The following is a 26,844-nucleotide window of genomic DNA, read 5'->3' on the forward strand; positions in this document are numbered from 1 at the left end:
TGAGTGAAGAAGAACGGATCGATGCAGCATGTTCAGGACAATTACCGACCTCTTCAAACGCAAGCCGCCGGCGGCAGAACCCCTCGTGCTCGGGCTCGAGGCAGTGCCAGGGTGGCTCGGAGAGCAGGAAAATAGCATACAGGGCGAGCTTGAAGAGACGACTGCTCCGGTCCGGCAGCAGATCACGGACGCACTGCACGATATCAGGGAGGCCGTCCGTGCGCTCACCTCGGTCAGCGAAGCATCCGTGGCACACCCGCGCCTGAAATCGATCTCCCGCTCGGCGCTCCCGGAGTTTCTCAAATCGGTCGGCCAGGCAGTCGAGAAAGAGCCGGCCGGAGAGACGGAAGCGTTCTACAGCACTGCGGCGGATATCCTGAAAGGATGCATCAAAGCCACGCGCGGACAGGGGAAGTATCTCCAGGCGGCATTTCCCGAGGAGATGAAAGAGTTTCGCAGCGGCCTCAAAAACCTCGGCACCGGCGTCAACCGGATGACGGAGGCGATCGCAGGATCACGGGCGCGGCTGGACGAGGTCTTGAAAGCCCGGGACGTTCACCAGAAGCTCGTCCGGGGGCGGGAGGAGTATGCCGCCGCCTGTGAGGATGCGGACGCAATGAACCGGGAGATCGCCTCCGGCAGCGACGAGCTGCGGCGAGTCGACGAGGAACTCGGCACCCTCGCGACGGGGCCGCATCACGCAGAAGCCGGAAAACTGGATCTTCGTATCGACGCGCTCTCGGAGCGGCAGGAGGAGATCGCCCGGGAGTACACGACCATCCGGACGAACGCCCTGCACGTCCTGCGCAAGGCTGAGAAAGTGATGGAGAAGAATCTCGATCGTACGACGGCAGAGAGTATCCGGCAGCTTGAGAATGCGCTCTCCTCCCGGGTTCCAGACGCCGACGCCGAGATCACCGGGCTGCTGACCCGCGTCGTGCCCGCCGCCCTGGACGTTGTCGGCCGGCGGGAGGTCACGCTCAAGAACCGGGAGGAGCAGCACCTCTTCTCCGATGCCAAAGTCCTGCGAAGCGAGCTGGTGCGGGTCATATCCCTGCACCGGGAGGTCTCGGCAGAGCTCGATGCCGCCAGGGCAGAGCGCGCCTCCCTTGCCGGCTATGCAGAGGAACAGCGCCTCCGGGAGCGCCGGGAAACGGTGCAGGCGCAGGTTGCAGAGGCGACCGCCACGCGCGCCGCCGATAGAGAGCGGGCAGCGGCGCTTCACGAGGCGGACGAGGCGCTCCGCGAGGATCTTGCAGGCAGACTGGGAGCGCTCGCCGGGAGCGAGGCTGCCCTGCAGGCGGACGACCTGCCCGTCTGCCCGCCTGCCGAAGACTGCGAATAGATTGTTTACCTGCACCGGACAATAGTTGTACAAGGAGTTCCCAATGACCACAGAGGACAGTATAGCTCTTCCGCTTCAGTGGAGCCGGCTCTGGCTCGCCGTCCCGGCACTATCCTTCGCCGGGCTCGCAATCACCCTTCTGCTCCAGCATTTTGCCGTCCCGTATGCAGCCCTGCCGGGGGTCGCCGGATGCGTCGTCGCATCGTTTCTCCTCGGCTACGTAGCCTACCAAAAGCCCCGGAGAGACATCGTCTCCCTCTTCGCCCCGCTCTATGCGGTGCTGATATTCGTCATTCCGAACGATTTTTCCAGCGGGCCGGTCATGCAGACGCTCTATGCCGCAAGCATCAGCGTCCTCGCGCTCCGGGTAGAGAAAAGGTTTAGTAATCCGAAGCATCAGGAGAAGACAATGAAACAGTATCTGAATGAATATATCGAGCGGATAGGGCCGCTCATCAGCACTATCGATGAGGAGACCGGCCATCTCATCGCATCCTCGCTGCTGTCCTTCAAGTTCGGGCTCTATAAGAATGCGATCGAGCGATGCGAAGAGACGCTCGCCCGGCTCCGGGAGCGGAGCGCCATGCCCGGGGCGCTCGAGGCGGCGCTGCTGATCCTGCAGGAACGCGCAGCAGACCTTGCAGACTCGCGGCTGACGCCGAGCCCGCAGTATACGTTCGGAGAAACCGACAGGGATGCACTTGCCATCCGGCTGCCGCCCGGGGAGGGGCAGGACAGAACGGCGCTCGACCTCGACAATGCGCTGGTTCTCCTCTATGCCGTGGGGATCGAGACGTCGCCCGAGGACGAGCAGGCACTCGAAGAGCACCAGCGGTTCATCATCCAGATCCTGGACTCGTACAAAGAGCAGATCCAGACCCCGGGCGCCTGAACCCAGATATACCCGGCGTGCAGGGAAGGCCGCAGACGAAGAGCGGCGACCCTTCCCGGCACATATCCATTTTTCCCTGCAAACTGCTGTAATACAGCAGTTGTTGCCCATTGCAGACGTTACAAGAGTCCCTCACTGACGGGATCGCAGATTTTGCACTCCGCGAGTGCTCTCCATCACCGATACTGTGACGGCAATCGCATCGGAGCGGGTTGTCCGGAACGGCCATGGCGAGTGCCCGGGCATATGCCCGGCTCTGCAAAAAAACCCGGATCAGAGCGAGTCGAGACTGATCGAGGAGAACTCCTCGGCAACCGAACTCAGCTCTTTGACGCCGAAGGCCGTCTGCACCATCGCGAGGTCGAGATCGCGTGCGGAATCGCAGACATAATCGAGAATATCGATGGAGAGTTCCCGTTTCTGTTTGCTTTTGCGGATCTGATCGACCAGAAACGTCATCGTATCGGGCGACTCCCCGCGGAGTTTGGCGAGGCTGATCACGCACATATAGATGCGCGTGAGGTTTCTGTCCTGTCCGGTGATGGTCTCAAAGAAGTTTCTGATGACCTGTGCCTGGAAGACCTCGCCACTCATACTAATCGAATAGTGTCTCCGTTTCATTTAAATAAGTATTGATCTGTTTCGGCCCTGCGGGCAGGCGACAGATCATTTCCGGACGCTGACGATCTTGATGATGTCGCCGTGGACAAGTTCGTGGTTCTCTTTGATCCGCATGTTCTTCCGGGCATCGATCGCGTAGAGGAATCCCTCGCCGATGTCGGTATGCACCTGGTAGGCAAGATCGTGCGGCGTCGAGCCGCGCTTCATGAGGAACGCATCGGGGAGCACCCGCCCCTGCCCGTCCATGAGCTTGTGCTCGTCCTCGACCGGGTAGACGACGATCATATCCAGGAGATCGAAGGCCGCCCGGTCGATCGCCTGCTGAACCCCGGTGCCCCCAAGCTGCTGCATGTACTCCGCCACCTTCTCAAGCCCCGCCCGCTGCGCCGCGGTGAGCGGTGCGTCGGGATTGACGGAGAAATGCGCGTCCCCGGGAATATACCGGATGAACTCCCCCTCCGCCGCCATCCGGAGCGCAAGCTCGCTCGCGGCACTCGCGAAGATGGCGCCGTAGGCCTTCAGGGAATCGAGAAACGCCGGCGGCGCCTGGTCCGCCTTGTTCGCGACGATCTCCATCGGCTTGCTGTGGTTCACCAGATGGCCGCAGAACCGGATCAGGTCTTCCTCGCCGGCCATCCGCAGATCGGCATCGATCGACGCCTCGGCCGCCTTCACGTCCTCGAGCGTCACCCCGAGCCCTGCAAAGACGTCGACGATGGCAAGCAGCAGCGAGAAATCACGCTGCTGCGCCTGCCGCTGCAGTTTCGGCCAGTGTTTGTCGAGGATGCCGTAGACCCACATCGTCATCTCGTAGCGGAGGAACTCGATGTCCTCCGCCGGGTCGTGCGAGCCGATATCCACCGGATTCCCCTCCGCATCCGTGCTCCCGCTTGCGTCCACGACGTGGAGGATGGCATTGGCCTGCCGCAGGTTGTCCAGAAACTGGTTTCCCAGCCCCCGCCCCTTATGCGCCTCGGGCACGAGACCGGCGACGTCGATCAGGCCGATCGGAATGAAGCGCACGCCGTCCCGGCACTGGGTGCACGGCACCTCCATCTCCCGGCAGGGACATGCCGTCCGCACGTATGCAACGCCGTGGTTCGCATCGATGGTCGTGAAAGGATAGTTGGCAACCTCGGCATGCGCCAGGGTTGCTGCTCTGAAGAAGGTCGATTTCCCGCAGTTCGGTTTTCCCGCAATAGCCAGTGTGATCATCGGTAGCTCCCTCGCGGCGTAGGGGGCGGGAAGATGGCGACACTCGCCCCGCACCTGCCGCTCTCTATGTAGTGTTCGGGCATACCCCATCTTATTTTCTGCCTTTTCTCTATGCGATACCGTCCCGGAAGCGATGCATATCTTTAAGGCGAGAGCGGCGATTCTTCAGTATGGCTCGAAGTATCGGGGATACGCTCGCGCTCGCCGTCGGCGTGGCAGGAGTCGCCATATTCCTTCTGGGGCTGCTGCTGTTCTTCCTCATGGCAGGTTCGGTGCTCGATTCCATCATCGTCATCCTCGCCGGCCTCGCCCTGATGGGGATTGCATGGTATTTCTGGAAATAGGGAGATTCTAGTAGTAGTGCGGACAAAATTGAGTATATGGGCTTCACAACAAAGAGCATTCATTATTTCGATGCACCGGGCGCGGAGAACACCCCCGATGCAGCACGGTTTGCAGTGGAGCGGGCACGTGAACTCGGGCTCCGGAGGATCGTCGTTGCAAGCTCCTCCGGAAGAACGGCCCGGGTCTTCCAGAAGGCGATCGAAGGAACCGAGGTCGAGCTGGTCGTGGTCACCTACGCCTTCGGGTTCTCAAAACCCGGCGAATGGAATTTCTCACCGGAGGCGGCCGGAGACCTCGAGGCGGCGGGCGCGACGATCGTCACCGGCACCCACGCACTCTCAGGGCTCGAGCGCGCCATATCCCGCTCGCCGAAACTCGGCGGGAGCTCCCGCACCGAGGTCATCGCCGAGACGCTCCGCCGGACGGTCGCCGTCGGGCTGAAGGTCGCCGTCGAATGCGTCCTCATCGCAGCCGATCAGGGGAAGGTGCGCGTCGATGAGGAGGTCATCGCCGTCGGGGGCACCGCGAGCGGGGCCGACACCGTCTGCGTCATCCGCCCGTCGCATACCGCGTCGTTCTTCGATCTCCAGGTCCGCGAGATCGTCGCCATGCCGAGGAACCGCTGATCGGCTATGGTGCTGGAATCGTTCACCGAGGCGCTCGGCCTCCTGCGCCGCCGGCCGATACTCTGGTCGATCGGGCTTGTGATGGGAGCGTTCGCAATCTTCGATATCGCGCTCCCGTTCTACGGCGGCACCTTCTATGCAGAGCCGCTGGCACTCCTCCAGGTCGTCGTCGTCCCCCTGCTCACGGCAGGCGTCTACGGCACGATAAAGACAGGAGATTACTCACCGGGGTCGTTCGCCGCCGCAGCGAAGACCTACTACTTCCGCGTCCTGCTGCCGGCATTGGTCATCTTCTTTGCTGCCGTGGTGACCGTGCTGCTGCTCGCGGCTCCCGTCGCTCTCATCGGGTTCGGCAGCGAGATCGTCGTCTTCATGCTCCTCGGCGTCTTCGTCACGTTCGTCTTCTTTACATTCTTCTACGACACCGCGGCGGTCTTCGAGGATGCAAAGGTCTTCGATTCGATCCGGAGGAGCGTCGAGTTCGTGCTCCACGCCTCCGGCAGCGTGCTCCTCTTCTTCGTCGTCACCATCGGCGTCCTGCTCGGCCTCGGCTTCGCCGGCATATTCGTCTGGGCGGCAATTCTGGCGCCGCAGCTCGAGCCCCTGACGCAGATGAACGCCACCGAACTCCAGACCGTCATGCCGCAGGACATCCTCCCCCTGATCGGCGGCGAGGGGATCTGGGTCACAGCCATCATCTACGCGCTCGTCGTCCTCATCGCGACCAGCATCCTCCACGTCTACAAGGCATGCTTCTTCCGCCGGCACGCCAGGCCGGCCACGCTGCAGCCGCAGCCGCAGGGCGAGTACGACGAGAAAGGCCGCTGGTACAAATACTGATCCTTTTTTTTGGTTCTGCACGCTTCCGCAAAAAAAACGCATCGCAGCGAAGACCTCGTGCAGGGCTGTCTCTGTGACTGCCCCGGTTCAACCGGCCGTGACGGCAAATCGTATCGGCGGATGATATACCGCAGCAGATCCGGGTGACGTGCGGAGGGAACGATCTGAGGCCGGGTAAAATCGTACAGGACACGGACAGAGTCGGTTCTTATCGGCCACGGCCGTATCCCGCACAGGCTTCGTTGGCTGTTCTCTTCGTTGCGTTCCCGAGAGTCAGGCCAGCAGGTATACCCCCATCGCGGCGACGCCGCCGAAGAAGGTTGCCGTAAGGTTCGTCCCTGAGTTGCCGAAGACACCCCGGTTCTCCAGCGTTGCGCCGACGAGGCTGTCGACGTTCGTCCCGATAAAGCCTGCAAGTATCGTGACCGCAACCATCCAGAGATCGGCGATGCCCATGCCGTATGCAGCAGCCGCGACGGCAATCGCAGCCGCAACAGCGGCAACCTCCCCGCGGAGCGTCACGCCGCCGTTCGTTCCCCGGGGAACCGGCCGGAAGGTCGTTATCAGGTAGGGCGTCCCCCCGGTCATCCCGATCTCGCTGGCAACCGTATCGGACGCGGCGGAGGCGACGCTCCCGAGGAACAGCGCGATAAAGGCGGGCTCGCCCGTCACCCCGTAGAGAACCGATGCCGCCGTGCCCACAAGCCCGTTTGCAAAGACGTTGAAGTAGCCCCGCACCCCACCGTGGGACTCGGCGACGCCGATCGATGCCTTGTAGTCGTAGCGGTAGCGTGTCGCCGCCGCGCCGATGATGAAGAACGTGAGCATGATCAGAAACCAGCGCACGTCGGCGAAGACGATGAGGATGACACCGATCAGGGCTCCGGAGAAGAGGCCGCTCACGTCCGCCACCCGGAGGCGGTAGGAGAAGTAGCCGAAGCTGAACGCGATGATCGCCGCAGCGAGGAGGAGAGTGATATCCACCTGAAAGTTGATCTCCTCAAAGAGCGCCATCGTCATCGCCACGCCGAGGGCTTCGATCATCAGGGCATCGTCCCGCTCCCGGAGCGCGGCACGGAGGAGCACCGCAACGAGAAGACCCATCAGCACGATCAGCGGGCTGAAGCGGCCGAGATATGCCATCACCGGAATCGAGGCCGCCGCGGCGGCCGCAATATGGTAGAGATACGACTTCTGGCATCCGCCGCTCATCCGGAATGCAAGTTCACCGACCACGACGATCGCCAGCGTTGCCGCAAAGACGAAGAGCGAGAGCAGCCCAAGCCCGTAGAGGACAGCAAGGGCGATGATGGAGATCGACGCGTACCGCGTATCCCGGATCAGGAACAGGACAAGCGAGAAGGGGATGATCAGCAGCGAAAGTACCCAGGGCGGCTGGAGCAGTGGAGCGAGAACAATAAAGGCGATGGTAAGCACCGATGCCAGCACCAACCCCGGCAGCCGTGTCATTCATCTACATGTGGTGTTTGTTCGGCAAAAGCCTTTCAGTTTCCTGCAGCGCCCGCCGGCGGAAACCGGCACCGCGCGGAGAGGCCGAAGATTTCATTTCCCTGCGATGCGCGGGAAACGGCCGCTGCCGCGAGGGGGAGCTTCGATCAATATATTTCATTGCAGAGAGAGAAATACTGGAGCTGAAAATGTCGTCGTCACATCAAATACCAAAAACCTACGATTTTGAAGAGGTTGAAAGCCGCTGGCAGGGTTCCTGGCGGGACGAGGACAACTATTTCAACCCCGCCTCAAAGAAACCTCGTTTCATCATCGATACGCCGCCGCCCTACCCCACCGGCAACTTCCATATCGGAAACGCACTCAACTGGTGCTACATCGACTTCATCGCCCGGTACAGGCGGATGCGCGGATTCAACGTGATGTTCCCGCAGGGCTGGGACTGCCACGGCCTCCCGACCGAGGTGAAGGTCGAGGAGACATACGGCATCACCAAGAACGACGTCCCCCGGGAGGAGTTTCGCACCATGTGCCGCGAGCTCACCCTCGGCAATATTGCAAAGATGCGCAGAACGATGCGCCGCCTCGGGTTCTCCGTCGACTGGAGCAACGAGTACATCACCATGCTCCCGGAGTACTTCGGCAAGACCCAGCGGTCGTTCCTCCAGATGCTCAGAGCCGGCGACATCTACCAGAGCGAGCACCCGGTGAACTTCTGCACCCGCTGCGAGACCGCCATCGCATTTGCGGAGGTCGCATACGAACCGCGCACGACGAAACTCAACTACTTCGACTTCGACGGCATCGAGATCGCGACCACCCGCCCCGAACTCCTGGCCGCATGCGTGGCGGTTGCGGTGCATCCCGAGGACGAACGCTACACGGCCATGACGGGCAGGAGGCTGGAAGTGCCCCTCTTCGGCCATGCCGTCCCGATCATCGAGGACGCAGCCGTCGACCCCGCTTTCGGCAGCGGTGCGGTGATGATCTGTACGTTCGGCGACAAGATGGACGTGCACTGGTGGAAGCAGCACGATCTCGATCTCCGGAAAGCCATCGACCGGCAGGGGATCATGACGGATACCGCCGGCCGCTACGCAGGCATGAACGCTGCCGGGTGCCGGGAAGCCATTCTCCGCGACATGGAAGATGCGGGCATCCTGATCCGGCAGGAGGAACTCGAGCAGAGGGTCGGAACCTGCTGGCGGTGCAAGACGCCGATCGAGATCCTCTCCGAGCGGCAGTGGTTTGTGAAGATCCATCAGGACGATATCCTGAAGGCCGCCCGCGCGGTCCGCTGGACGCCCGAGCATATGTTCACCCGGATGGAGAACTGGGCAGGGCAGATGGAGTGGGACTGGTGCATCTCCCGCCAGCGGATCTTCGCAACCCCCATTCCGGTCTGGTTCTGCCGCTCCTGCGGCGAGCAAGTCCTGCCGGCCGAGGAAGACCTCCCCATCGACCCGACCGTCGATACGCCGAAAGAGCCCTGCCCCCGCTGCGGCGGGACCGATTTCGAGGGTGAGGAGGATGTGCTGGACACCTGGATGGACTCGTCGATCTCGGTGCTGAACGTCACCGGGTGGAACGGCGGAACCACGCCTCCGGCCCTCTTCCCCGCGCAGATCCGGCCCCAGGGCCACGACATCATCAGGACGTGGGCGTTCTACACGATCCTCCGGGCGAACGCTCTCGTCGGCGGCCATCCGTGGGACGAGATCCTGGTCAACGGGATGGTGCTCGGCGAGGACGGGTTCAAGATGAGCAAGTCCAGAGACAATATCATCTCCCCCGAGGCGATCGTGAGCGAGTACGGTGCCGACGCCCTCCGCCAGTGGGGTGCCGGCGGCGCGGCGACCGGCTCGGATATTATGTTCAACTGGAACGACGTCGTCGCCGCGTCCCGGTTCCAGACGAAACTCTGGAACATCGTCAGGTTCGTCCTCGGCCGCCTGGAGAAGGACGGCGGGAGCGAGGCGGCGGCGGTCACCGAGGTCGCCGACCGCTGGCTGCTCGACCGGCTCTCGGAGACCGTGGCTGAGGTCACGGCGGCGATGGAGGGCTACCAGTTCGACCGCGCGCTCCGGGCGATCCGCGAGTTCGCCTGGAACACCCTCGCCGACGACTATATCGAACTCGCCAAGGGACGCCTCTACGGCGACGATGAGGGCAGGAGCAGCGCCGCGTCCGCACTCAGAATAACCATCGACGCACTCTGCCGCATGCTCGCACCCATCATCCCGCACTTCGCGGCGGAGTGCTACTACCACCTCACCGGGTCGGACGTCCACACACGGCCGTGGCCGGAGTTCTCCTGCGTCGACGCCGAAGCCCGGCGGCAGGGCGACCTCGTGGTGCAGATGGTTGCAGAGCTCCGGCGCTACAAACACGATGCAGGGATGGCGCTGAACGCACCGCTCGGGCAGGTGAAGATCTACGCCCCCGAACCGGTCGACGATGCCGGCGACGCCGGGCGGGCGCTGAACGCGGACCTCCGCTGGAGCGCGGAGACGCCGGACCTCGAGCAGTACGTCAGCGACGTCGAGTTCAATATGGCGGTCGTCGGCCCCGCGCTCCGCAAGCAGGCGAAGGCGTTCATGGACGCCGTCCGGGCGCTGCCGCCCGAGCAGCTGACAAACCCGCCGCGGGCAGTCTCTGCCGGCGGAGAAGAGATCCCGGTGCCGGAGAATGCGTTCTCACCGAAGATGGCCTACCGGGTGGCAGGAGAAGAGGTGGACGTCCTCACGGTCGGCGACGTCATCGTGACGATCGGGCACACCGCCTGATCTCGTCCGCCACAAACCCGAATATCTCCTCTTTTTCAAGCAGCGCATCGACGAGGACGAATCGGGACGGATCGGCCGCCGCCAGGTCAAGATAGTTCTTCTGCACCGCTTCAAGGATCGTGGCCTCCTCGAAGTACTCCTGTTTTTTCGCGGCTATCCGCCGGAGCGCCTCCTCGACCGGGAGGACGAAGAGGAACGTTCTGCCCGGGCGGATCGACCAGCCGTCGTGCATCTGCCGGAGCCAGCCGAGGGGGTCGGGGAGCAGGCCGGCGAGGACGACCGGCTGGTAGGCGAACCTGCTGTCCGAGTAGCGGTCCGAGATGACGATCCGACCCTCCCCGAGGGCGGGGCGGATCACGGTATCGATATGCGCCGCATGGTCGGCGACGAAGAGCAGCGCTTCGGCGATCGGATCCATCCGCTCCGCGACCGCCCGCCGCACCGCATCCCCGATCCAGGTGGCGCCGGGTTCGCGGGTGAAGACCGGATCGAGGTCGGCGAGCGCTTCGTGCAGGGCGGCGTGCAGCGTGCTCTTCCCGCTGCCGTCGATCCCCTCGAGGGTGATCAGCACGGCCGCCCCTCCCGGATCCACGCGAGCGGGATGGCGCCGCGATGCACGGCGGTGGCGACGATTGCGCCGTCGAACCCGACGTCGGCGAGGAGGTGGATGTCGCCTGGGCCCGCCACCCCGCCGCCGTAGAAGAGGCGGCCGGGATACGCAGCCCGCATCGCTTCGAGATCGGTGCGGGTCAGGCCCGCTTCGGTGCCCACCGCGCCGATGTTGAGGATGATGCACCCCTCAAACGCCATCGACCCGACTTCGGCGAGCAGCCGGGCCGGCTCGATGCCCCACGGGATGACCGTGCCGCCCCGGATATCCACGCTCAGAAATCCACCCGGATAGGCGGCCAGATCCTCGACGGTGCGGGCGGCGGTCTCGGTGCCCACGACCGGCGTCACGCCTGCAGGGTCGGCGCACTCCGCCGGTGACCTGCACCCCCGGTCGAGGTAGCAGCGCTCGACGAGCGCGGCGCACGTGCCGACCACGTCGTCCTGCGCAGCGCCGCCCCGGATCCGGTCGAGATCCGCAATATACAGGTATCGCGGCTGCATCCAGGAAACGTAGGGGACCGGTTCCGCCGACGGTGCAAGCCCCCACGTCAACGGCCGATACGTCTCCCGCTCACCTTTTCGCCCGTGTACAACCAGACCGCCTGCGAGATCGACTGCAAGAATCAGTTCCATGTCTTCAACGTAATCACTATTAGGCTGCAGGATCATTAATTTATATGCAATTACTCGTCAGTCCTAGCAGCATTGAGGAGGCGCGACACTCACTTTCCGCTGACATCATCGATGTCAAGAAACCGTCCGAGGGATCGCTCGGTGCAAACTTCCCCTGGGTCATCCGGGAGGTCAAGCGGATAGCAGGGGACAAACCCGTCAGCGCTGCAATCGGGGACAATGAGTACAAACCAGGAACCGCAGCTCTTTCGGCGTACGGAGCCGCGTGTGCAGGTGCTGATTTTATCAAGGTCGGCCTGATGTTCGACGGTGAAGACCGCGCACGCGAGGTCATCGAGGCGGTAACCAGGGCCGTGAAGACTGATTTTCCGGAGAAATACGTGGTCATCGCCGCATACTCCGACTACGAGCGGATGGGAACCATCTCGCCCTTCGCCATCAGCAGCCTTGTCGCAGACGCCGGTGCCGACGTCGCCATGATCGATACCGGGATCAAGGATGGAATGAGTACCTTTACATTTATGGACGAAGAATCTCTCTCCCGGTTTACCCGGCAGAACCGGGAGCTCGGGCTGAAGACCGCCCTTGCCGGTTCGTTGCAGTTTGAAGACCTTGACGCCCTAAAACGCATTGACCCGGAGATCATCGGTGTCCGGGGCATGGTCTGCGGAGGAGATCGGTTATGCTCCATCCAGGCAGACCTCGTCGATAAGGCGATGAAGATGATCGGGTGAATTATGTACCCTGAAAAAATGAAGATGGAGACGGCATACACCTTCGATGATGTACTCCTGGAACCCGCGGAGTCGTATACCGAGCCTGACGAAGCGGATGTGAGAACCAGGTTCTCAAGGAATATTCCCCTGACCATCCCGCTTGTCAGCGCAGCGATGGATACGGTGACCGAGGCGCGGATGGCGATCACCATGGCACGGGAGGGCGGTATCGGCGTGATTCACCGGAACATGACCGCCGAGCACGAGGCCGAGGAAGTACGGCTCGCCAAACAGGCCGAGGACCTGATCGAACGCGAGGTTCTCACGGTAAATCCGGAAGCAACGGTCGCAGACGTCGAACGCCTGATGCGGCAGTACGGTATCGGCGGCGTTCCGGTCGTCGACGAAGGGAAGATCATCGGTATCGTGAGCCGCCGCGACATCAGGGCGATCCTCCCGCGCCGCGCGGATGCCCGGGCCACCGACTTCATGACAAAGCAGCCCATCACCGCGAAGGACGACATCACGATGGAGGCGGCGCTCGAGATCATGTACACGAGCAAGATCGAACGCCTGCCGATCGTGGACGATGCGGGCATCCTGATCGGGATCATTACCATGCGCGACGTCCTCGAGAAGCGCCAGTTCCCCCACGCAAACCGCGATGAGAACGGCCGGCTGCGGGTCGCAGCAGCGGTCGGGCCGTACGACTTTGGCCGCGCCATGCTGCTCGCCGAGAGCGGCGCCGACGCCCTCGTCGTCGACTGTGCGCACGGGCACAACATGAGGGTCGTCCAGGCGGTCAAGGATATCAAGGGAAGCGTCGGGGTCGACGTGGTCGCCGGCAACATCGCAACGAAAAAGGCTGCAGAAGCCCTCGCGGGAACGGTCGACGGGCTGAAGGTCGGCATCGGTCCCGGTTCCATCTGCACCACGCGTATCGTCGCCGGTGTCGGCGTGCCCCAGGTCACCGCCATTGCGAACGTCGCCGAGGTCGCGCACCCGGCCGACGTGCCGGTGATCGCCGACGGCGGCATCAGGTTCAGCGGCGATATCGCCAAGGCGATTGCGGCGGGCGCCGACTGTATCATGGCAGGGAGTCTCTTTGCCGGCACCGACGAGGCGCCGGGGCGCGTGACCACGATCAAGGGGCGCCGGTACAAACAGTACCGGGGCATGGGCTCCCTCGGCGTGATGAGCAGCGGCGAGTCGAGCGACCGCTACTTCCAGAAGAAAGAGATCGGGCGGACGAAGTTCGTCCCGGAAGGCGTCGAGGGCGTCACCCCGTACGTCGGCCACGTATCGGACGTCATCTACCAGCTGGTCGGCGGGCTGAAATCCGCGATGGGCTACACGGGATCTGCAACGATCGACGACCTGAAACGGAACGGCAGGTTCGTCCGGATCACCGCCGCGGGCTATGGCGAGAGCCACCCGCATAACATCATGATCACCGATGAGGCACCGAATTACCGCCTCTTCGAGTGATCCATTTATATTCCCGAATCACTAACATAAAGTAAAGATGCTCGAGGGCAGTGAGGTTTCCCGCCTTCTTGATATCCTGGGAAACCGGAACCGAAGACGAATCATTGCGCTGCTGCGCCAGAAACCCTGCTTTGTGACTGAAATATCAGATCGGCTCGTACTCAGTCCCAAAGCGGTGATCGAACACCTGCAGCTGATGGAGCGTGAGCAGCTGCTCATATCGTGTCAGGATGAACGCAGGCGAAAGTATTACTACCTCTCGCAGGACATCAATGTCAGCATACACCTGCTGCACCAGCAGGACAGGGTAACACCGCCCGCATCGGAAGTAGACCAGGCGACGGCATTCATCAGATCCCTTCTCCTCTTCAGGAGGCTGATCCGGGCACGCGATGAACTTGTGAGCAACCTCGAACACCTGGAGCAGGACATCGAGGCAAAGGTGAATGTAATTCTCCAAGCAGGAGGCGGGCTGCTGTCGGGCGAGAAGGAGCTCGACGTCATGCTCGCGCTCGCTCACTACAATTTAACCCTGGAGGAACTTGAGGAACTGACGAATCTGCCCGCAGCGGAGATACGCAGCATACTGATTGCCCTCATCGAAAAGGGGCTCGTTGAGCAGACCAACACAGAATACATGATACGTGGTGTACATGGCGAATAATCCCTACGACGAAATGTTCCGCAACATTGCACGGCTGATGGAAAAACTGTTAAACGACATGCCTGCGGAAGATGCGCGGGTGATCGGGTTCACCATCGTCGCAGGTCCTGGCGGCGCGGCGCCTCCCTTCGATCTCGACGACGTTGACACCGAGGAGCCCGAGGTTGAGGTGATCGAAGACGATACCTGCATCTTCATCACCGCACAGGTGGACGCACGCGCCGCTGCGACCGGCGCACCGTATGTGACGTTCGACAGCGATTCGGTGACCCTCTGCACCGGGGGCGGAGAAGAGACGGTCATCGAGCTCGAATGCGAGATCGACACCATCCACAGTTTCTACAACGTCCAGCACGGCGTGATCGACGCCACCTGCCGGAAGAAGCACGCATCCGGTGCGCGCACCTGACCGGGGCGTCTCCACCATCTCTTTTTCCTCCCGGTCTCACCGGGACGGTAGATTTGATATGCACCCGGGTGCCTACAACCGGTGATGGCGTATGCCGGGGTATCAGGCACTGCATGAGAGCGGCGAACTTGCGCGGCGCGCAGAACGTGCATATGCACTGCTCCGCGACTGCACGGTCTGCCCGCAGGAATGCCACGTCGACCGGCTCGCGGGGGAGACGGGCTTCTGCAGAAGCGGCAGCCTGCCGATCGTCTCGAGCTACGGCCCCCACTTCGGCGAAGAGCCTCCGCTCGTCGGCAGGAACGGTTCGGGCACCATCTTTTTTGCACACTGCAACATGCGCTGCATCTTCTGCCAGAACTACGAGATAAGCCAGTGCAGAGGGGGAGCCGCGATCAGCTGCGAAGACCTGGCAGAAGTCATGCTCCAGATCGAGCGGCGGGGGTGCCACAACATCAACTTCGTCTCGCCCTCCCACTTCATCCCCCAGATCCTCCGCGCGGTCGATATCGCAGCGGCGCAGGGGCTCGGCATTCCTCTGGTCTACAATAGCGGCGGGTATGACTCCGCGGACTCACTGCGACTGCTGGACGGTGTCGTCGATATCTACATGCCCGACGCCAAGTACGGCCGTGACGACGTTGCCCTCGCTCTCTCGAAGGCGCCGGACTACGTGGAGCGGATGCAGGCGGCGCTCCGCGAGATGCACCGGCAGGTCGGCGACCTCGTCGTCGAGGACGGCATCGCCGTGCGGGGGATGATCGTCCGGCACCTGGTCCTCCCCGAGAACCTTGCGAGCAGCGAGGTTGTGATGCGGTTCATCGCCGAAGAGCTCTCACGCGACTCCTATGTCAACGTCATGGCGCAGTACCGGCCGGCGTGGAAGGCGGCCGAAGGCGGGATGGAGCCGGCCTTCACGGCGCTGCAGCGCCCGATCACGGCTGCGGAGTACCGGTATGCGGTTCGGTGTGCGATGGAGTCCGGGCTGCACCGGGGATTCTTTCAGTAACGCCCACCCCTGCAGGCGCGGGGAGGCGGCGAGCGCAATTCCGCAGAGGAGAAGCGCCGTTGCCGGGGCAAGAACCGCCGGGAGCACTCCGCGCAGATACCCGAACGGCAGGCTGCAGGCATCGACGACGACCCTGAGCGGCCGGGGCGGGACCGGCGGCGATTCTGCACCTGAACGCTCCAGTGCGGGCAGCTCCGTATCCCCACTGAGCGGGATTGCGTTCTTTCGGCAGATTTGAACCCGTTCATCCGCCCGGGCGGATGCGACGGCACGGATGCTCCGCTGCACGACGGAAGGAGATCCTAATCCGGACATAAAACACGGAACTGGCCGGAAACGTCCAATGAAGACCAAAATGAGGACGGAAACGGATACAGGCCTCGTGAGCGGCTCTCCGCCGGTTCGAACGGTGCATGCTCGGGGGGAGGTGTTACTCGTGGTGAGGAGAAGCGCCCGCCTCGTCATGGCTCCGTTCGGCGCGACGGCCGTACAGAAGGGTGAGGGGCGTCGCCGTCAGGCCGTGCACCACGATGGACGCAGCGACAACGAGGCTGACGAGAGGCCAGAGCGTCGCAAGACCGGTTCTCCCGGCGGCGAAACCGGCATAGAATATGGCAGAGACTCCTATGGGTCCGAACCAGCCCATGAAGAGTGCATTGAGAACTCTATTTTCCTCCCAGAGAAGTGAGCGAAAGGAGAGGAGCATCGGCAGTCGCCTGAAGAGGAGGATGGTGACGACGAGGAGAGCAGCCGGCCACCCGAACGAGAGCCAGTCCTGCCAGGGAACGACGATGCCAAAGATGACGAACATGGGGACGACCAGAAAATAATTGACTGCTTCGAGGATCTCCTTCGCCCGGGCTTCCTGCTCTTTCCCAGCCCCTGCTTCGAGAACTGCGCTGAAGACGATACCGGCGACGAATACCCCGAAGATACCGTCGACATCCATCAGCCGGAGCGCACCCAGAGTTGCAAAGGCGAGGGCTATCGCATAGGCGAGAACCGAACGCCTTTCAATTGTTTTCCGAGTTTCAGCCCATAGGAGAAGCCTCCCCGCTCCGTAACCTATGAGGGCGCCGGAAAGTCCGGCCACGCCGACCTGCCAGAGCACGACGTAGATCATGGCGTCGAGCAGTGCGGATGGGGCGACGTCCTGCACGATCAGAACGGAGAGGAGAACGAACAGGAACGCGAGGCCGTCGTTCGCCCCGGACTCCGAGGAGATCAGGTTTCGGAGACGATCGGGCAGATTGGATCGTGCTACATGCCCCGTCACAATGCTGGAGGCTACCAGCGGATCGGTGGGGGTGACGATGGCGCCGATGAGCAGGCACACAGGAAAAGGAAACCGGAGAAGAACGTATACGAGAATGGTGGTGGAAAGCCACATGATCAGCATCCCCGGCCCGAGGAGCGCGGCGAGTGGTCTTCGTTCACGGTGGAAAAAACCTCTCGGTATCCGGAAGGCAACGCCCATCAGCCCGATGCCGAGCGTCAGCCGTGCAGCCTCCTCCAGCACCAGCGGCAGATCGACACCGGAAGGCAGACGGAAAAGCCCGAAGACGGCAGGTCCCATCAGAACGCCGATGAGAAATGCAAGAAGTGGCACGGGGATGTCCCAGCTTCTGAGCTGCCGGGAGACCAGTCCGGTGATGATGACAAAGCCGCCGACCACGACCAGGGCAAGGTTCAGCGTGAACAGAGGATCCATGCCGCACCGTCTCCCGAAATATCTCCGGATTCCGGCATCGCCGACGGCGACCGCGCAGGGAAGGAACCCGGAATGCCAATCCGTCCGGTAAAGCCTGTCCGGCCGGGGTAGAGGAGCGTCACCGCGACGAGGCTCCCGGATATGATGAGGATACGTGCGATCCGCATGTCCCCGGGAATTCCCGGCATATCGGGCAGTTCCTTCGCGACCCGGGTATTTATCCTTTTCCGGGAGGGGTCGTTCCTTCGCGATTCCCAGTGCGCGAGGTTGTTCACACACCCCGGATCCGGCGCGTCGAGATCGTCGAAGTACGTCCATGCACGGGCTCTGCACCCGCCGCACCGCACCGACCACAAAACCGATAGTTCATCACCTCCCGGAACGGATCACCATGGCAGAGGTGACACCGCTGCCGGCAGTGACCCACGCATCGATCAGCGACCGGGGAACACGAGCGAGGAACGAAGATGCACTCGTTACCGGATGGGTTGCCCGGTATCACCTCTTCGCGGTGGCGGACGGGCTCGGCGGGCACGCCCGGGGCAACGTGGCGAGCGCCACGGCAATCTCCGCCCTGCGGGAGACCCTGGAGCTGGCGCTCCCGCAGACGGAGCCGCTCGCAGCCCTGTCGATGGGTTTTCGGCGGGCGAACGAGGCGATTCACCGGTATAACCGGCAGCACGGGCTGAACGCCGGGACAACGCTTGTGGCAGCGCTCCTCGACGAGAACGGCGTATGTTCCATCGGATCGGTCGGGGATTCCCGGGCGTACGTCATCACCGAAACGGCGCTCTGGCGCACGAAGGATCACAGCCCGGTGCAGGAACTGGTGGATGCAGGACTCCTCTCTCCGGAGGAGGCGCTCGCCCACCCGCAGAAGAATGTCCTGACGCGGGCGCTCGGCCTTGCCGGGAGCGTGCAGGCCGACACGTACGAAAAAGATCTGCAGAATGCCGTCCTGCTTCTCAGCTCGGACGGCCTGCACGACGCTGTCTCCGAACGCCTGCTGCAGGAGATCGCGCTCGGATACGATCCTGCCGAGGCGTGCCGCAGGCTTGTTGCAGCCGCAAAATCAGCGGGCAGCAGCGACAACATCACCGTCGTCGTCGCCCGTCGCTCGGGGGACTGACCGGCTTATGAGATGGTGCTGCCGGCGAGGGCGGTCTCGATCGCCGTGCGCACACCCGCATTCTCCTCGCGTGCGAGAGCGCCTGTGAGCGCCGAAACCGCCCGTTCATCGCCGATGCGGCCGAGCGACGACGCAGCGCTCCGCCGCACGAACTCGTTCTCGTCATCGAGACGCGCAGCGAGCGGCGGGACCGCCCGCTCGTCGCCGAGAAGACCGAGCCCCTTCGCCGCCATATACCGGACATGATCTTTTTCATCGGCAAGTGCGGCAACCAGCGGATCGAATGCAGCGGGCTCGTCTATCAGCCCGAGCGCCTCCGCCGCCCGGTAGCGCACTCTCCAGTCCGCGTCCCGGAGCGCCGCAGCGAGCGGCTCTACCGAGGGCGTGCCGAGTTTGACGAGCGCCTGCATCGCACGCTTCCGCACCTCCTTCTCAGGGTCGTGAAGGGCACCGATCAACCCCTCGACGGCCCGTGCGTCGGCAAGCGTTCCGAGGAAGATCGATGCCATCTGGCGGATGGACGAATCGTCATCCTTCGTAAGGGCTTCCCGGAGCGCCTGAATGCCCTCCTCCTCAACCGTGTAGTCTCTGTCCGAGCGGTAAGGTTCGTTTGATCTCTCCATGCGTCGTCACACCTCTCAATCAGCATCTGAAGAATTGCTTCATACTATGCCGCCGATCCGTAAGTAGTGACCGATATGCATGCGGGCAGGCTCCCGCTCACCGGAGGGGAAGGAAAAAAATTATCTGCCCCGCAGGATCAGCCACACAATCACCAGCACGGAGAAGAGAAAGACGGCGATAAAGAGGAACTCTTCCTCCAGGTAGAGGGCGACGTCCCCCGGGAGCGCCGTTGCCGTCGCATTCGGAAATTCTTCCATACGGCTTATTTTCCTGCCGCCGCAGATAAATGCAGCGGCCGCGGGTGTGTGTCAGGCGGTCACCCCGGGGGAATCTGCTCTACATAACCTCAGACAGCAGAACCGCCATAAACACGCCGAGGCTCGCAAACGCAACGACTGCGAGGAAGAGGATGACGTACCCCATACTGTTCATCAGTCCGTCCTCTGCCTGCGAGTGGGTGAGCGCGCGCATCATAGGAACCCATACACACCCCACGATTATTTAAAAGTTTGCCCTGCCGGGGAGGAGCCACAGGCCCTGCCGGACGATACGGGAGCTTGCGATGCTGCGGGAAGAGGGAGGGGCAGACAGCAGGAGCCTGACGGCCACGGCGATACGATCTGCAGCACTGCCGGAGAAAGACGTTGGTACGCCCAGGACGGAATTCGAATCCGTGTCGACGGCGTGACAGGCCGTCATGATAGGCCACTACACTACCTGGGCACCGATGATCGGGAACAGACACTTTTCAAAATGCAATGAGAATGGAATACGCCCAGGACGGAATTCGAATCCGTGTCGACGGCGTGACAGGCCGTCATGATAGGCCACTACACTACCTGGGCACCAATGAGTGAGATCCCGCCTCCCGGATTCGAACCGGGGACATCGCGGTAGCCGCGCAGTTCGCCGAAGCGGCGAGTCTATACTACAGCCGCGCACTCTACCAGTCTGAGTTAAGGCGGGACACTGCGCTAACAATGTATGAGAGACTCGTTATTAAAGATGTCGATTATGCTCCCGCTTTTGCCCGGAAATCCGCCAATCCCTTTATATATGAGGCCGTTCAAGGAGTATGATATGGAACGCATGAACGCAGGCGCAGCCGCGTACGCTGATGCGTACTGTCTTCTTCTCCGCTAGCCACGCGAACAAAAACGTCACTGTTTTCGATACCACTCTCAGAGACGGCGAGCAGACGCCGGGCATCTCGTTCACACGCGAGCAGAAACTCGGCATTGCACAGCAACTCTCGGACATCGGCGTTCACGCCATCGAAGCAGGATTCCCGGCATCGTCCGATGCCGAGAGAGAGATCGTCAGGGCAATCCGGACACTGCCGCTCTCATCAAAGGTCTGCGGCCTGGCGCGATCGCTGACCGCCGACGTCGACGCATGCCTCGACTGCGACGTGGACATGGTGCACGTCTTCATCCCGACGTCCGACATCCAGCGCGAGCACACCATCAAAAAGAGCCGCGAGCAGGTGCTCGAGGCCACCCGCTCGATCGTCGGGTATGTCCGCGACCACGTCGACCTCTGCATGTTCTCGGCGATGGATGCCACCCGCACGGACTGGAACTACCTGATCGAGGTTTTCCGGGCGGCGGTCGACGGCGGCGCCACGATCATCAACGTCCCCGACACCGTCGGCGTCATCACACCGACGGCGATGAAGGAGCTCGTCACCCGCATCGCCGGGGAGGTGCACTGCCCGATCGACGTCCACTGCCACAACGACTTCGGCCTCGCCGTCGCCAACACCATTGCGGCGGTGGAGGCCGGGGCGGCGCAGGTGCAGGTGACGGTCAACGGCCTCGGTGAGCGGGCCGGGAACGCCGATCTCGCGCAGACGGTGATGACGCTCGAGTCCATCTACGGCATCGATACCGGGATCACCACGACCGGCCTCGTCGAGACGTCACGCCTCGTCTCCCGCTACGCCGGCATCCAGATCCAGCCCACGCAGCCGATCGTCGGTGAGAATGCCTTTGCCCACGAGAGCGGCATCCACTCTCACGGGGTGCTCGCCCGGTCCGACACCTTCGAACCCGGGATCATGACGCCCGAGATGGTCGGGCACCGCCGGAGGCTGAAACTCGGCAAACACGCCGGGCGGCACGCCGTGCGGCAGATGCTCACCGAAGTGCACCTCGAGCCGGACGATGCCCAGCTCGACGAGATCGTCCGCCGGGTGAAGGTCATCGCCGGCAAGGGCAAACGGGTTACCGACGCAGACCTCTACGAGATCGCCGAGAGCGTCATGAAGATCCGGGCCGATGCACGGACGATCGACCTGCAGGATATCGCCATCATGACCGGAAACCATGTCCTCTCGACCGCGAGCGTGCGGGCGACCGTCAACGGGACCGAGCACACCTTCTCCAGTGTCGGGAACGGCCCGGTCGATGCCGCCGTCAAGGCGATCCTCGGCATCCTGCCGGCACCCATCCACCTCAAGGAGTTTCACATCGACGCGATCTCGGGAGGTACGGATGCACTCGGTCACGTCACCATTGCCGTCGAGGATGCGCGGGGCAGGGTCTTTGAGGCCAGCGGCTCCAGCGACGACATCGTCCTCGCATCGGTCGAGGCGGTGATCAACGCCATCAACCTGGTCTGCAGGATAGACCGCAACGGACAGTGCGGATAAAAGAACAAGTGAAGGGGTTAACTGGCACCCGGGGGCTGCTGCCCTTCCAGCGCCCCTTTGACCTGTGCAGAGAGCTGCTCGAACCGCCCCTGCAGGGTCTTCTCCTGCTTCTCAAGGGACTTGATACGCAGTTCGAGGTTCTCGATCTTTTCGTTCAGGGATGCCAGAACCTTCTCTTTGCTCTGCTGCATCATGACCGTGCCGACGCTCATGTAGACGTTCGCATCCTCGGCGACGTCCCCGAGATCCTCGACAGCTCGCTTTGCCTCCCTGACCGTCATCTCGTACTGCGCTTTCTGCGAGACGATCGTCTGCAGCTGCTGCTGCATCTGCTGCAGCATGGCGAGCTGATTCTGAACTTTCGGCGGTATGGAATCCATCTTCACCAATCTCCTGTATGGGTCTTCTGTGTCATCGTAGATATGCATGATGACGGCGGGAGAGGTCATTGCACACCTGCAAGACTCTCACGCTCTTTGCCTACATGATACGCACCTTCAGGCATTAAAAGATGAGGATTTCACCAGCAGGCCGGCTAGACGATCTCGTAGCGGCCGATACCGGTCTTCATCGCACCCCGAACCCGCTGCCAGCCGTCGCTCGGCCCGGTGAGGGTGAGCACCGCCCGGTCGCGCAGTTCGTTTCCGGACCAGCCGAAGACGAACCAGGTGTTCGAACCGGTCAGGCCGACGGTGATCGTCACCCGGGCGTCGGGCGCCGCCCTGTAGGAGGCAAAGAACGCTGTTTCGTAGGTATAACAGACCGGCGGCGATGCGGGATCGTGCGGGAAGTCACACGCGACCCCCGTCAGGCTGTACTTCGGCCGGAGCAGCGTGCTGTTTCCCAGCGGATGGGCGGTATCGATCACCGCGCCGGCGTCGGCCTCGGCGACGAGCCTGATCGGCACGAGCACCGGCGATGCGGCAGGGTTCCCCTCCTCGCCTACGGCAACCGGCGGAGGGCGGTACTCCGGTGCGATCCGGTCTGCGGTGATCTTCATGAACGTGGCGTTTCCGGCACCGTAAAGGCCGATACCCCACCCCCGGGGAAGGCCGGCAAGGTCGCCCCTGCCGACCGCCAGGGTGACCGGGGAGCGGCCGCCGTTCTCGGGCAGCGGGAGGAAGAGGGTCACGTTCGTAAGCACTCTGTCGGTCTCGAGCGTTATCTCGTAGGTGTAGGTGCTCGAGAGCGTCTCCGCGTAGGTGCTCTGGACATAGGCAGAGAACCCTATGAACAGACCGGCCAGGAGCAGGGCGATACAAAGAATCCTGACCAGGTGCCGAAGTGCCGTATCCATACCATCACCGGGGTGAAGAGGTCACCTCTGTGAACTAGGGCGACTGAGAGCAAAAAAGGAAGCGATACTATTCCGGGGAGGGGGAGCAGACCAGCTGGCGCACCTCGTCGGCGATGTTGATCAGCCGCAGCCAGGTGTTCAGGGCGGCACGGAGCGCCGCCGCATCGGCGGCAGTGACCGAGAGGACGAGGGTTGACTCGTCCTCGAGCCGGACCTCGGCCCGCGAACGGCCTGCAACCTCCCCCTGCTCCTGGCAGACGGAGCGGTAGAGGAGGCCGGCATCCTCGGCCGTGAACCGGAACGTCGCCGAGTAGGTCATGCCTCTCCCACCGTGAGGGTATAGTGCTTCCGCTGCGTGCCGTCGAACGCCAGCGTCCGCGGGTCGAGGGCGTCCGTATAGACGACGCTCAGGTATTCTTTCAGGTCGTCGTACAGGGCGCGGTTCCCGGTGCAGAGGCCCCGGCGGATCTCACCCGCGCGGGTGTCGACGGAAAAACCGGCTACGGCGATGCTGACGAGAGGCTCTCCGTCGACGAAGAGCTCGAAAAAATATGCGCGGCGTCTGCTGGAGACGAGGAGCACCGTCCGGTTCTCCCGGAAGATCTCCTCAAGCCCCATCTTGCCGCGGGAAAAAAATCTCTCCTGAAGCGCAAATGCGAGGTCGCGCGCCAGAGACCGCACTTCAGGGAGCGGTTTTCTCGACGTGGTGACGACCGTCATCGCGCCTTGAGATCTTTTATAGCGGCGCCACGCTCTTTGAAGAGGATACGGTGTCCGCAGTAGGGGCATCGGATATTGATGTCGATATCCACCTTCTGCTTGCACCGTGCACACTTATAGGCAGCCAAACGGGTTATACCTCCTTCTGCAGCGAACGCTCGATGCTCCGGGAAGCGACACGCATCGTCGGGGTCTCCGGCACATACGTCCCTCCGGCGAACTTAAACCCGCACTTGCGGCACTCCCAGATGCCGGTACCGCGGCGGCGAACCGCCACCTGATCACACCGCGGGCAGGCGTGGAGAGCACGCGAGACCTTCTCGATCTGGTTGACTCTCTTTCTGATAAACCGCCCATACCGCGGGCCAAAGCGGCCCGCACTTCCGACAACCCTGCCCTTAGCACTCTGTTTGCGTTTTGCCATTCCGCATACCTCTGATATGTCCTTTTATATTTGTGTTTTCGCTTAATATAGTTACTCAACAATCATCGATCGAGAATTCTGGCGTCGGCATCTCCCTTCGACAACCGGTTCACGAGGTCGAAGAACTCCTCCTGGATCCCGGCGGGAATTCTCACGACACAGATCCACGACCCGTCCTTCTGCCATTCGTTCTGCTCGATGGTGGCCGCCGACTGGATCTCCCCGAACGCACGCGCCGCATAGTCTGCCGGGAACTTCACCGCAATCCGGATCTCCTCGAAACGGATGGGAAGAATCGGGCGGAGCGCCTTGACGGCCTCTTTGACAAGCTCGTCGAGGTGCTTGAACGGATCGGGGTTGAACTTTGCCTGGTCCAGGGCGAGCTCGATCCGCTGCGGCGGGTGCGGAAGATTATTCTGGGGGTTGATGGCGTTTCGCGCGATGAACGTGATGACCTGCCGCCGTTTGTCGGCGATCATCTGCCTGCGCTGCTCGGCGGTGAGGTGGATCTCGCCCTTCCGGATGATCCGGCGGGCGATGGGATCGAACTCCGTGGTGTCGAAGACCTTCTTGAGCGACTCTTCGGACGCCTTCTCTGCGTGGCCTGCGTTCGAGAAGACGTACTCCGCGGCGACGACGTCCTCGAGATCGACGTCTTCGCCGTGCCGGACCAGCGCCGCCATATCGGGGTCGACGAGAACCTCGAACCGTTCACCGTGGCTTTCCAGCCGTGCCACCACTGCCTTGTCGAGGGGGATCATGCAGGACCGACTCACTCTTCGTACTGCTCGACGAACGTCTTCACTTCTTCCGGCTCCATCTTCCGGAACGTCTTCTCTTCGAGGGAGACAACACCGATCTCGACCGTGTTCACGTCGAACTTGCCTTCGGTGGCGGCGTGCAGGGCTTTGAGCCCGAGCTTGATGGCATCGGCGAAGCCGGCCTCTTCGTTGTACTCGTCCTCGAAGACCTTCATGACGGCGGGCCGGCCGGTGCCGATCCCCGTCGCCTTGTACTCGAGCAGCGTGCCGCTCGGGTCGGTCTCGAAGAGACGGGCTTCATCGTCGCTGATGCCGGCGATGAGGAGAGCGGTGCCGTACGGCCGGGCTCCGCCGAACTGGGTGTAGACCTGCATGTGGTCGCAGAGTTTCTTTGCAAGAACCTCCACGTCGATCGGTTCGTCGTAGGAGACGCGGTTGATCTGGCTCTCCACCCGTGCCCGGTCCACGAGCGAGCGTGCGTCCCCGACGAGGCCGGAGGACGCCACGCCGATGTGGGTGTCGATCCTGAAGATCTTCTCGATGGATACCGGTTCGAGCAGGCGGGAGCTGACCCGTTTGTCGACGATCAGGACGACGCCGTCGGCACACTTGATACCGACGGCGGTCGTGCCCCGCTTGACTGCTTCACGTGCATACTCGACCTGATAGAGCCGGCCGTCCGGGCTGAATACGGTGATTGCCCGGTCATACCCCATTTGATATTGTGGCTGCATTATCTCTCCTCCAAATCCGTTTCGGTCAAAAATAATAGCTTCTGGGTTTTAATACTTTTTTCAACCAAATCAACCTTTTGACGGGGATAGCGATACATCGTAAAATATCTTTCTCCGATGACGCACTCCTCCGGCTCAGAAACAGGCCTGATCTGCCGCATCCGTCGTTTCAGGGCATGGATGGTGCCTGAAACCGCCATCGTCCTGAGCGCAACCGCCCGATCGCCGACGGCGGTGACCGTGGCAAGGGCGGTGGCGATCGCATCCTCGGACCCCCGGCGGCACCGGACGATCAGGTACTGCTCGTCGCAGAAGACCACCGCAGGCTGCGCAAGCCCGACCACCGCATCGCCCCAGAGCGCCGTTGCCGCGTCCAGAACCGACAGATAGGCCTGTTTCTGGTCGGGGCAACTCCCGGGCGGGACGATCCGCGCCAGAATGTAGCGGCGTTTCTGCCGCATCACCGGCGGCCGCGGCTTCACGCGATCACCCTCACGGGGCGGGCGGGCCGAAGAAGCGTGCCGACCGTCGCGAGGGCTGCGGCAACTTCCTCGTGCGTCATGCCGAAGAGGGCGCAGAGCCTTTCTGTCTCCCGGACGGAGCGCTGGTCAAGGATGGAGCGTGCGTTGCTGGAGATGGTCAGCCCAAAGCCGTAGCGGCGGTGCAGCAGCAGCAGATCGGCATACCGGTGCAGAACCTTCTGCCGCCCGGCACCCCGGTAGTGAACGATCGGGTAGAGGTTGATGTCCACGGCCACGCCCCGCTCCGCGGCCGCACGTGCCGCCACATGGTCGAACGCGTTCTTCGGTGATCGGTAGATGCTCCGCAGGACGGAGACGCCACGCGCCGTGACGGCCGCCCGGTTAAAGGCGAGGTCACCCGCATCGACGAAGATCAGGTCGATCTCAGGGCCGGCCCGCTGCGCCTGTTTGAGCAGGTCTTTGACCGAGGAAGCACGGATGACCATTCCCCGCAGGATGCACAGAGTATCGGAGCAGGCAGGCTCCCCGTCGATGACGACGATGCTGTCGAATCCGAGTTCGGAGGCTTCGATCGCCATCCTCCCGGCCGAGGAGTTCCCGGCAGGATAGGGGCATACACTTGCGTCAGTGGCGTGCAT

33 protein-coding genes and 3 tRNA genes are annotated in these 26,844 nt (G+C 62.5%); 13 read left to right on the forward strand and 23 right to left on the reverse strand.

From position 1 onward, the window contains the following. The first annotated feature begins 28 nt into the window (after nt 1-28). Both FGU65_RS03575 and FGU65_RS03580 read left to right on the forward strand, forming a co-directional pair. Nucleotides 29-1,345: a hypothetical protein gene (locus FGU65_RS03575; protein ID WP_301663044.1), complete on the forward strand. Its 1,317-nt coding sequence runs from the start codon at nt 29-31 to the stop codon at nt 1,343-1,345. Nucleotides 1,346-1,388: 43 nt separating this feature from the next. Then, the gene (locus tag FGU65_RS03580) at nt 1,389-2,237 is read left to right on the forward strand and encodes a hypothetical protein (RefSeq protein WP_301663045.1); all 849 of its coding nucleotides are present in this window, start codon (nt 1,389-1,391) and stop codon (nt 2,235-2,237) included. Between the two features lie 273 nt (nt 2,238-2,510). Here the strand turns inward: FGU65_RS03580 and FGU65_RS03585 are convergent, their stop codons facing one another. Together FGU65_RS03585 and FGU65_RS03590 are read right to left on the reverse strand one after the other, a co-directional pair. Further along, entirely contained in the window at nt 2,511-2,831 is a 321-nt protein-coding gene (locus FGU65_RS03585; RefSeq protein ID WP_301663046.1) for a hypothetical protein, read from the reverse strand. A 72-nt stretch (nt 2,832-2,903) separates the two neighbouring features. Further along, entirely contained in the window at nt 2,904-4,073 is a 1,170-nt protein-coding gene (locus FGU65_RS03590) for a redox-regulated ATPase YchF (RefSeq protein ID WP_301663047.1), read from the reverse strand. A 170-nt stretch (nt 4,074-4,243) separates the two neighbouring features. On the opposite strand from FGU65_RS03590, the gene FGU65_RS03595 reads away from it, so the two are divergent. The 3 genes from FGU65_RS03595 to FGU65_RS03605 are packed head-to-tail and all read left to right on the forward strand — an operon-like array spanning nt 4,244 to nt 5,884. Next, a complete protein-coding gene (locus FGU65_RS03595) occupies nt 4,244-4,417 on the forward strand; it encodes a hypothetical protein (protein ID WP_301663048.1) in 174 nt (57 codons plus the stop codon). 36 nt (nt 4,418-4,453) lie between these two features. Beyond that, entirely contained in the window at nt 4,454-5,044 is a 591-nt protein-coding gene (locus tag FGU65_RS03600; RefSeq protein ID WP_301663049.1) for a pyruvate kinase alpha/beta domain-containing protein, read from the forward strand. A 6-nt stretch (nt 5,045-5,050) separates the two neighbouring features. Next, on the forward strand, nt 5,051-5,884 hold the full coding sequence (locus FGU65_RS03605; protein WP_301663050.1) for a DUF7847 domain-containing protein: 834 nt from the start codon (nt 5,051-5,053) through the stop codon (nt 5,882-5,884). Between the two features lie 273 nt (nt 5,885-6,157). On the opposite strand, the gene FGU65_RS03610 is transcribed toward FGU65_RS03605, so the two are convergent. Next, entirely contained in the window at nt 6,158-7,354 is a 1,197-nt protein-coding gene (locus tag FGU65_RS03610) for a TIGR00297 family protein (protein ID WP_301663051.1), read from the reverse strand. 188 nt (nt 7,355-7,542) lie between these two features. Between FGU65_RS03610 and FGU65_RS03615 the strand changes: the two genes are divergently transcribed. Next, complete coding sequence (locus tag FGU65_RS03615) at nt 7,543-10,140, forward strand: valine--tRNA ligase (RefSeq protein WP_301663052.1); 2,598 nt, start codon at nt 7,543-7,545, stop codon at nt 10,138-10,140. Here FGU65_RS03615 and tmk read toward each other — a convergent pair. Together tmk and FGU65_RS03625 are read right to left on the reverse strand one after the other, a co-directional pair. After that, complete coding sequence (tmk, locus tag FGU65_RS03620; RefSeq protein WP_301663053.1) at nt 10,112-10,711, reverse strand: dTMP kinase; 600 nt, start codon at nt 10,709-10,711, stop codon at nt 10,112-10,114. The two genes, FGU65_RS03615 and tmk, sit on opposite strands and share 29 nt — an antisense overlap. After that, nucleotides 10,705-11,385 carry a HisA/HisF-related TIM barrel protein gene (locus FGU65_RS03625; protein ID WP_301663054.1) on the reverse strand — a complete coding sequence of 227 codons (681 nt, stop codon included), beginning with the start codon at nt 11,383-11,385 and terminating at the stop codon, nt 10,705-10,707. The genes tmk and FGU65_RS03625 overlap by 7 nt, the downstream gene beginning before the upstream one ends. Before the next feature lie 44 nt (nt 11,386-11,429). Here FGU65_RS03625 and FGU65_RS03630 point away from each other — a divergent pair, with 44 nt between their 5' ends. From FGU65_RS03630 to FGU65_RS03650, 5 genes are all read left to right on the forward strand, one after another. After that, nucleotides 11,430-12,119, forward strand: a complete 690-nt coding sequence (locus FGU65_RS03630) for a (5-formylfuran-3-yl)methyl phosphate synthase (RefSeq protein WP_301663055.1) — start codon at nt 11,430-11,432, stop codon at nt 12,117-12,119. A gap of 3 nt (nt 12,120-12,122) precedes the next feature. Then, entirely contained in the window at nt 12,123-13,589 is a 1,467-nt protein-coding gene (gene guaB, locus FGU65_RS03635) for an IMP dehydrogenase (protein WP_301663056.1), read from the forward strand. Between the two features lie 37 nt (nt 13,590-13,626). After that, nucleotides 13,627-14,253 (forward strand): ArsR/SmtB family transcription factor, encoded by a 627-nt coding sequence (locus FGU65_RS03640; protein ID WP_301663058.1) that lies wholly within the window; start codon nt 13,627-13,629, stop codon nt 14,251-14,253. Continuing rightward, the gene (locus FGU65_RS03645; RefSeq protein WP_301663059.1) at nt 14,243-14,662 is read left to right on the forward strand and encodes a hypothetical protein; all 420 of its coding nucleotides are present in this window, start codon (nt 14,243-14,245) and stop codon (nt 14,660-14,662) included. The genes FGU65_RS03640 and FGU65_RS03645 overlap by 11 nt, the downstream gene beginning before the upstream one ends. 91 nt (nt 14,663-14,753) lie before the next feature. After that, entirely contained in the window at nt 14,754-15,671 is a 918-nt protein-coding gene (locus tag FGU65_RS03650) for a radical SAM protein (protein WP_301663060.1), read from the forward strand. Between the two features lie 430 nt (nt 15,672-16,101). Here the strand turns inward: FGU65_RS03650 and FGU65_RS03655 are convergent, their stop codons facing one another. Further along, on the reverse strand, nt 16,102-17,382 hold the full coding sequence (locus FGU65_RS03655) for a cation:proton antiporter domain-containing protein (protein WP_301663061.1): 1,281 nt from the start codon (nt 17,380-17,382) through the stop codon (nt 16,102-16,104). Further along, a complete protein-coding gene (locus FGU65_RS03660; protein ID WP_301663062.1) occupies nt 17,361-17,570 on the reverse strand; it encodes a hypothetical protein in 210 nt (69 codons plus the stop codon). The genes FGU65_RS03655 and FGU65_RS03660 overlap by 22 nt, the downstream gene beginning before the upstream one ends. Before the next feature lie 128 nt (nt 17,571-17,698). On the opposite strand from FGU65_RS03660, the gene FGU65_RS03665 reads away from it, so the two are divergent. Further along, nucleotides 17,699-18,511 (forward strand): PP2C family protein-serine/threonine phosphatase, encoded by an 813-nt coding sequence (locus tag FGU65_RS03665; RefSeq protein ID WP_301663063.1) that lies wholly within the window; start codon nt 17,699-17,701, stop codon nt 18,509-18,511. A gap of 5 nt (nt 18,512-18,516) precedes the next feature. Here the strand turns inward: FGU65_RS03665 and FGU65_RS03670 are convergent, their stop codons facing one another. The 6 genes from FGU65_RS03670 to FGU65_RS03695 all read right to left on the reverse strand — a co-directional run bounded on the left by FGU65_RS03670 (nt 18,517) and on the right by FGU65_RS03695 (nt 20,101). After that, nucleotides 18,517-19,134 (reverse strand): HEAT repeat domain-containing protein, encoded by a 618-nt coding sequence (locus FGU65_RS03670; RefSeq protein WP_301663064.1) that lies wholly within the window; start codon nt 19,132-19,134, stop codon nt 18,517-18,519. 120 nt (nt 19,135-19,254) lie between these two features. Further along, nucleotides 19,255-19,392, reverse strand: coding sequence for a hypothetical protein (locus FGU65_RS03675; RefSeq protein WP_301663065.1), 138 nt, complete (start codon nt 19,390-19,392; stop codon nt 19,255-19,257). 79 nt (nt 19,393-19,471) lie between these two features. After that, on the reverse strand, nt 19,472-19,609 hold the full coding sequence (locus FGU65_RS03680) for a hypothetical protein (RefSeq protein WP_301663066.1): 138 nt from the start codon (nt 19,607-19,609) through the stop codon (nt 19,472-19,474). Nucleotides 19,610-19,785: 176 nt separating this feature from the next. Further along, nucleotides 19,786-19,858 (reverse strand) — tRNA-Asp (locus FGU65_RS03685). A gap of 49 nt (nt 19,859-19,907) precedes the next feature. Continuing rightward, nucleotides 19,908-19,980, reverse strand: a tRNA-Asp gene (locus FGU65_RS03690). Between the two features lie 14 nt (nt 19,981-19,994). Beyond that, nucleotides 19,995-20,101: transfer RNA gene (locus FGU65_RS03695), tRNA-Tyr, on the reverse strand. Nucleotides 20,102-20,252: 151 nt separating this feature from the next. Between FGU65_RS03695 and FGU65_RS03700 the strand changes: the two genes are divergently transcribed. Next, nucleotides 20,253-21,788, forward strand: a complete 1,536-nt coding sequence (locus tag FGU65_RS03700) for a 2-isopropylmalate synthase (RefSeq protein ID WP_301663067.1) — start codon at nt 20,253-20,255, stop codon at nt 21,786-21,788. Nucleotides 21,789-21,805: 17 nt separating this feature from the next. Here FGU65_RS03700 and FGU65_RS03705 read toward each other — a convergent pair whose 3' ends face one another. The 10 genes from FGU65_RS03705 to FGU65_RS03750 form a co-directional block, all read right to left on the reverse strand. Next, the gene (locus tag FGU65_RS03705) at nt 21,806-22,168 is read right to left on the reverse strand and encodes a prefoldin subunit beta (protein WP_301663068.1); all 363 of its coding nucleotides are present in this window, start codon (nt 22,166-22,168) and stop codon (nt 21,806-21,808) included. Between the two features lie 155 nt (nt 22,169-22,323). Further along, complete coding sequence (locus FGU65_RS03710; protein WP_301663069.1) at nt 22,324-23,085, reverse strand: hypothetical protein; 762 nt, start codon at nt 23,083-23,085, stop codon at nt 22,324-22,326. A gap of 67 nt (nt 23,086-23,152) precedes the next feature. Beyond that, nucleotides 23,153-23,404 (reverse strand): KEOPS complex subunit Pcc1, encoded by a 252-nt coding sequence (locus tag FGU65_RS03715; protein WP_301663070.1) that lies wholly within the window; start codon nt 23,402-23,404, stop codon nt 23,153-23,155. Further along, a complete protein-coding gene (locus FGU65_RS03720; RefSeq protein ID WP_301663071.1) occupies nt 23,401-23,805 on the reverse strand; it encodes a Brix domain-containing protein in 405 nt (134 codons plus the stop codon). The genes FGU65_RS03715 and FGU65_RS03720 overlap by 4 nt, the downstream gene beginning before the upstream one ends. Next, on the reverse strand, nt 23,802-23,933 hold the full coding sequence (locus tag FGU65_RS03725; protein ID WP_301663072.1) for a DNA-directed RNA polymerase subunit P: 132 nt from the start codon (nt 23,931-23,933) through the stop codon (nt 23,802-23,804). The genes FGU65_RS03720 and FGU65_RS03725 overlap by 4 nt, the downstream gene beginning before the upstream one ends. Before the next feature lie 5 nt (nt 23,934-23,938). Further along, entirely contained in the window at nt 23,939-24,229 is a 291-nt protein-coding gene (locus tag FGU65_RS03730) for a 50S ribosomal protein L37ae (protein WP_301663073.1), read from the reverse strand. 62 nt (nt 24,230-24,291) lie between these two features. Continuing rightward, nucleotides 24,292-24,990, reverse strand: coding sequence for a ribosome assembly factor SBDS (locus FGU65_RS03735; RefSeq protein ID WP_301663074.1), 699 nt, complete (start codon nt 24,988-24,990; stop codon nt 24,292-24,294). Nucleotides 24,991-25,001: 11 nt separating this feature from the next. Then, nucleotides 25,002-25,724, reverse strand: coding sequence for an archaeal proteasome endopeptidase complex subunit alpha (psmA, locus tag FGU65_RS03740; RefSeq protein ID WP_301663075.1), 723 nt, complete (start codon nt 25,722-25,724; stop codon nt 25,002-25,004). Next, nucleotides 25,724-26,206 carry an Rpp14/Pop5 family protein gene (locus tag FGU65_RS03745; protein WP_301663076.1) on the reverse strand — a complete coding sequence of 161 codons (483 nt, stop codon included), beginning with the start codon at nt 26,204-26,206 and terminating at the stop codon, nt 25,724-25,726. The genes psmA and FGU65_RS03745 overlap by 1 nt, the downstream gene beginning before the upstream one ends. After that, a complete protein-coding gene (locus tag FGU65_RS03750; protein WP_301663077.1) occupies nt 26,203-26,844 on the reverse strand; it encodes an RNase P subunit p30 family protein in 642 nt (213 codons plus the stop codon). The genes FGU65_RS03745 and FGU65_RS03750 overlap by 4 nt, the downstream gene beginning before the upstream one ends.

The organism is Methanoculleus frigidifontis (assembly GCF_030464345.1).
In the GTDB taxonomy this organism is placed as follows: domain Archaea; phylum Halobacteriota; class Methanomicrobia; order Methanomicrobiales; family Methanoculleaceae; genus Methanoculleus_A; species Methanoculleus_A frigidifontis.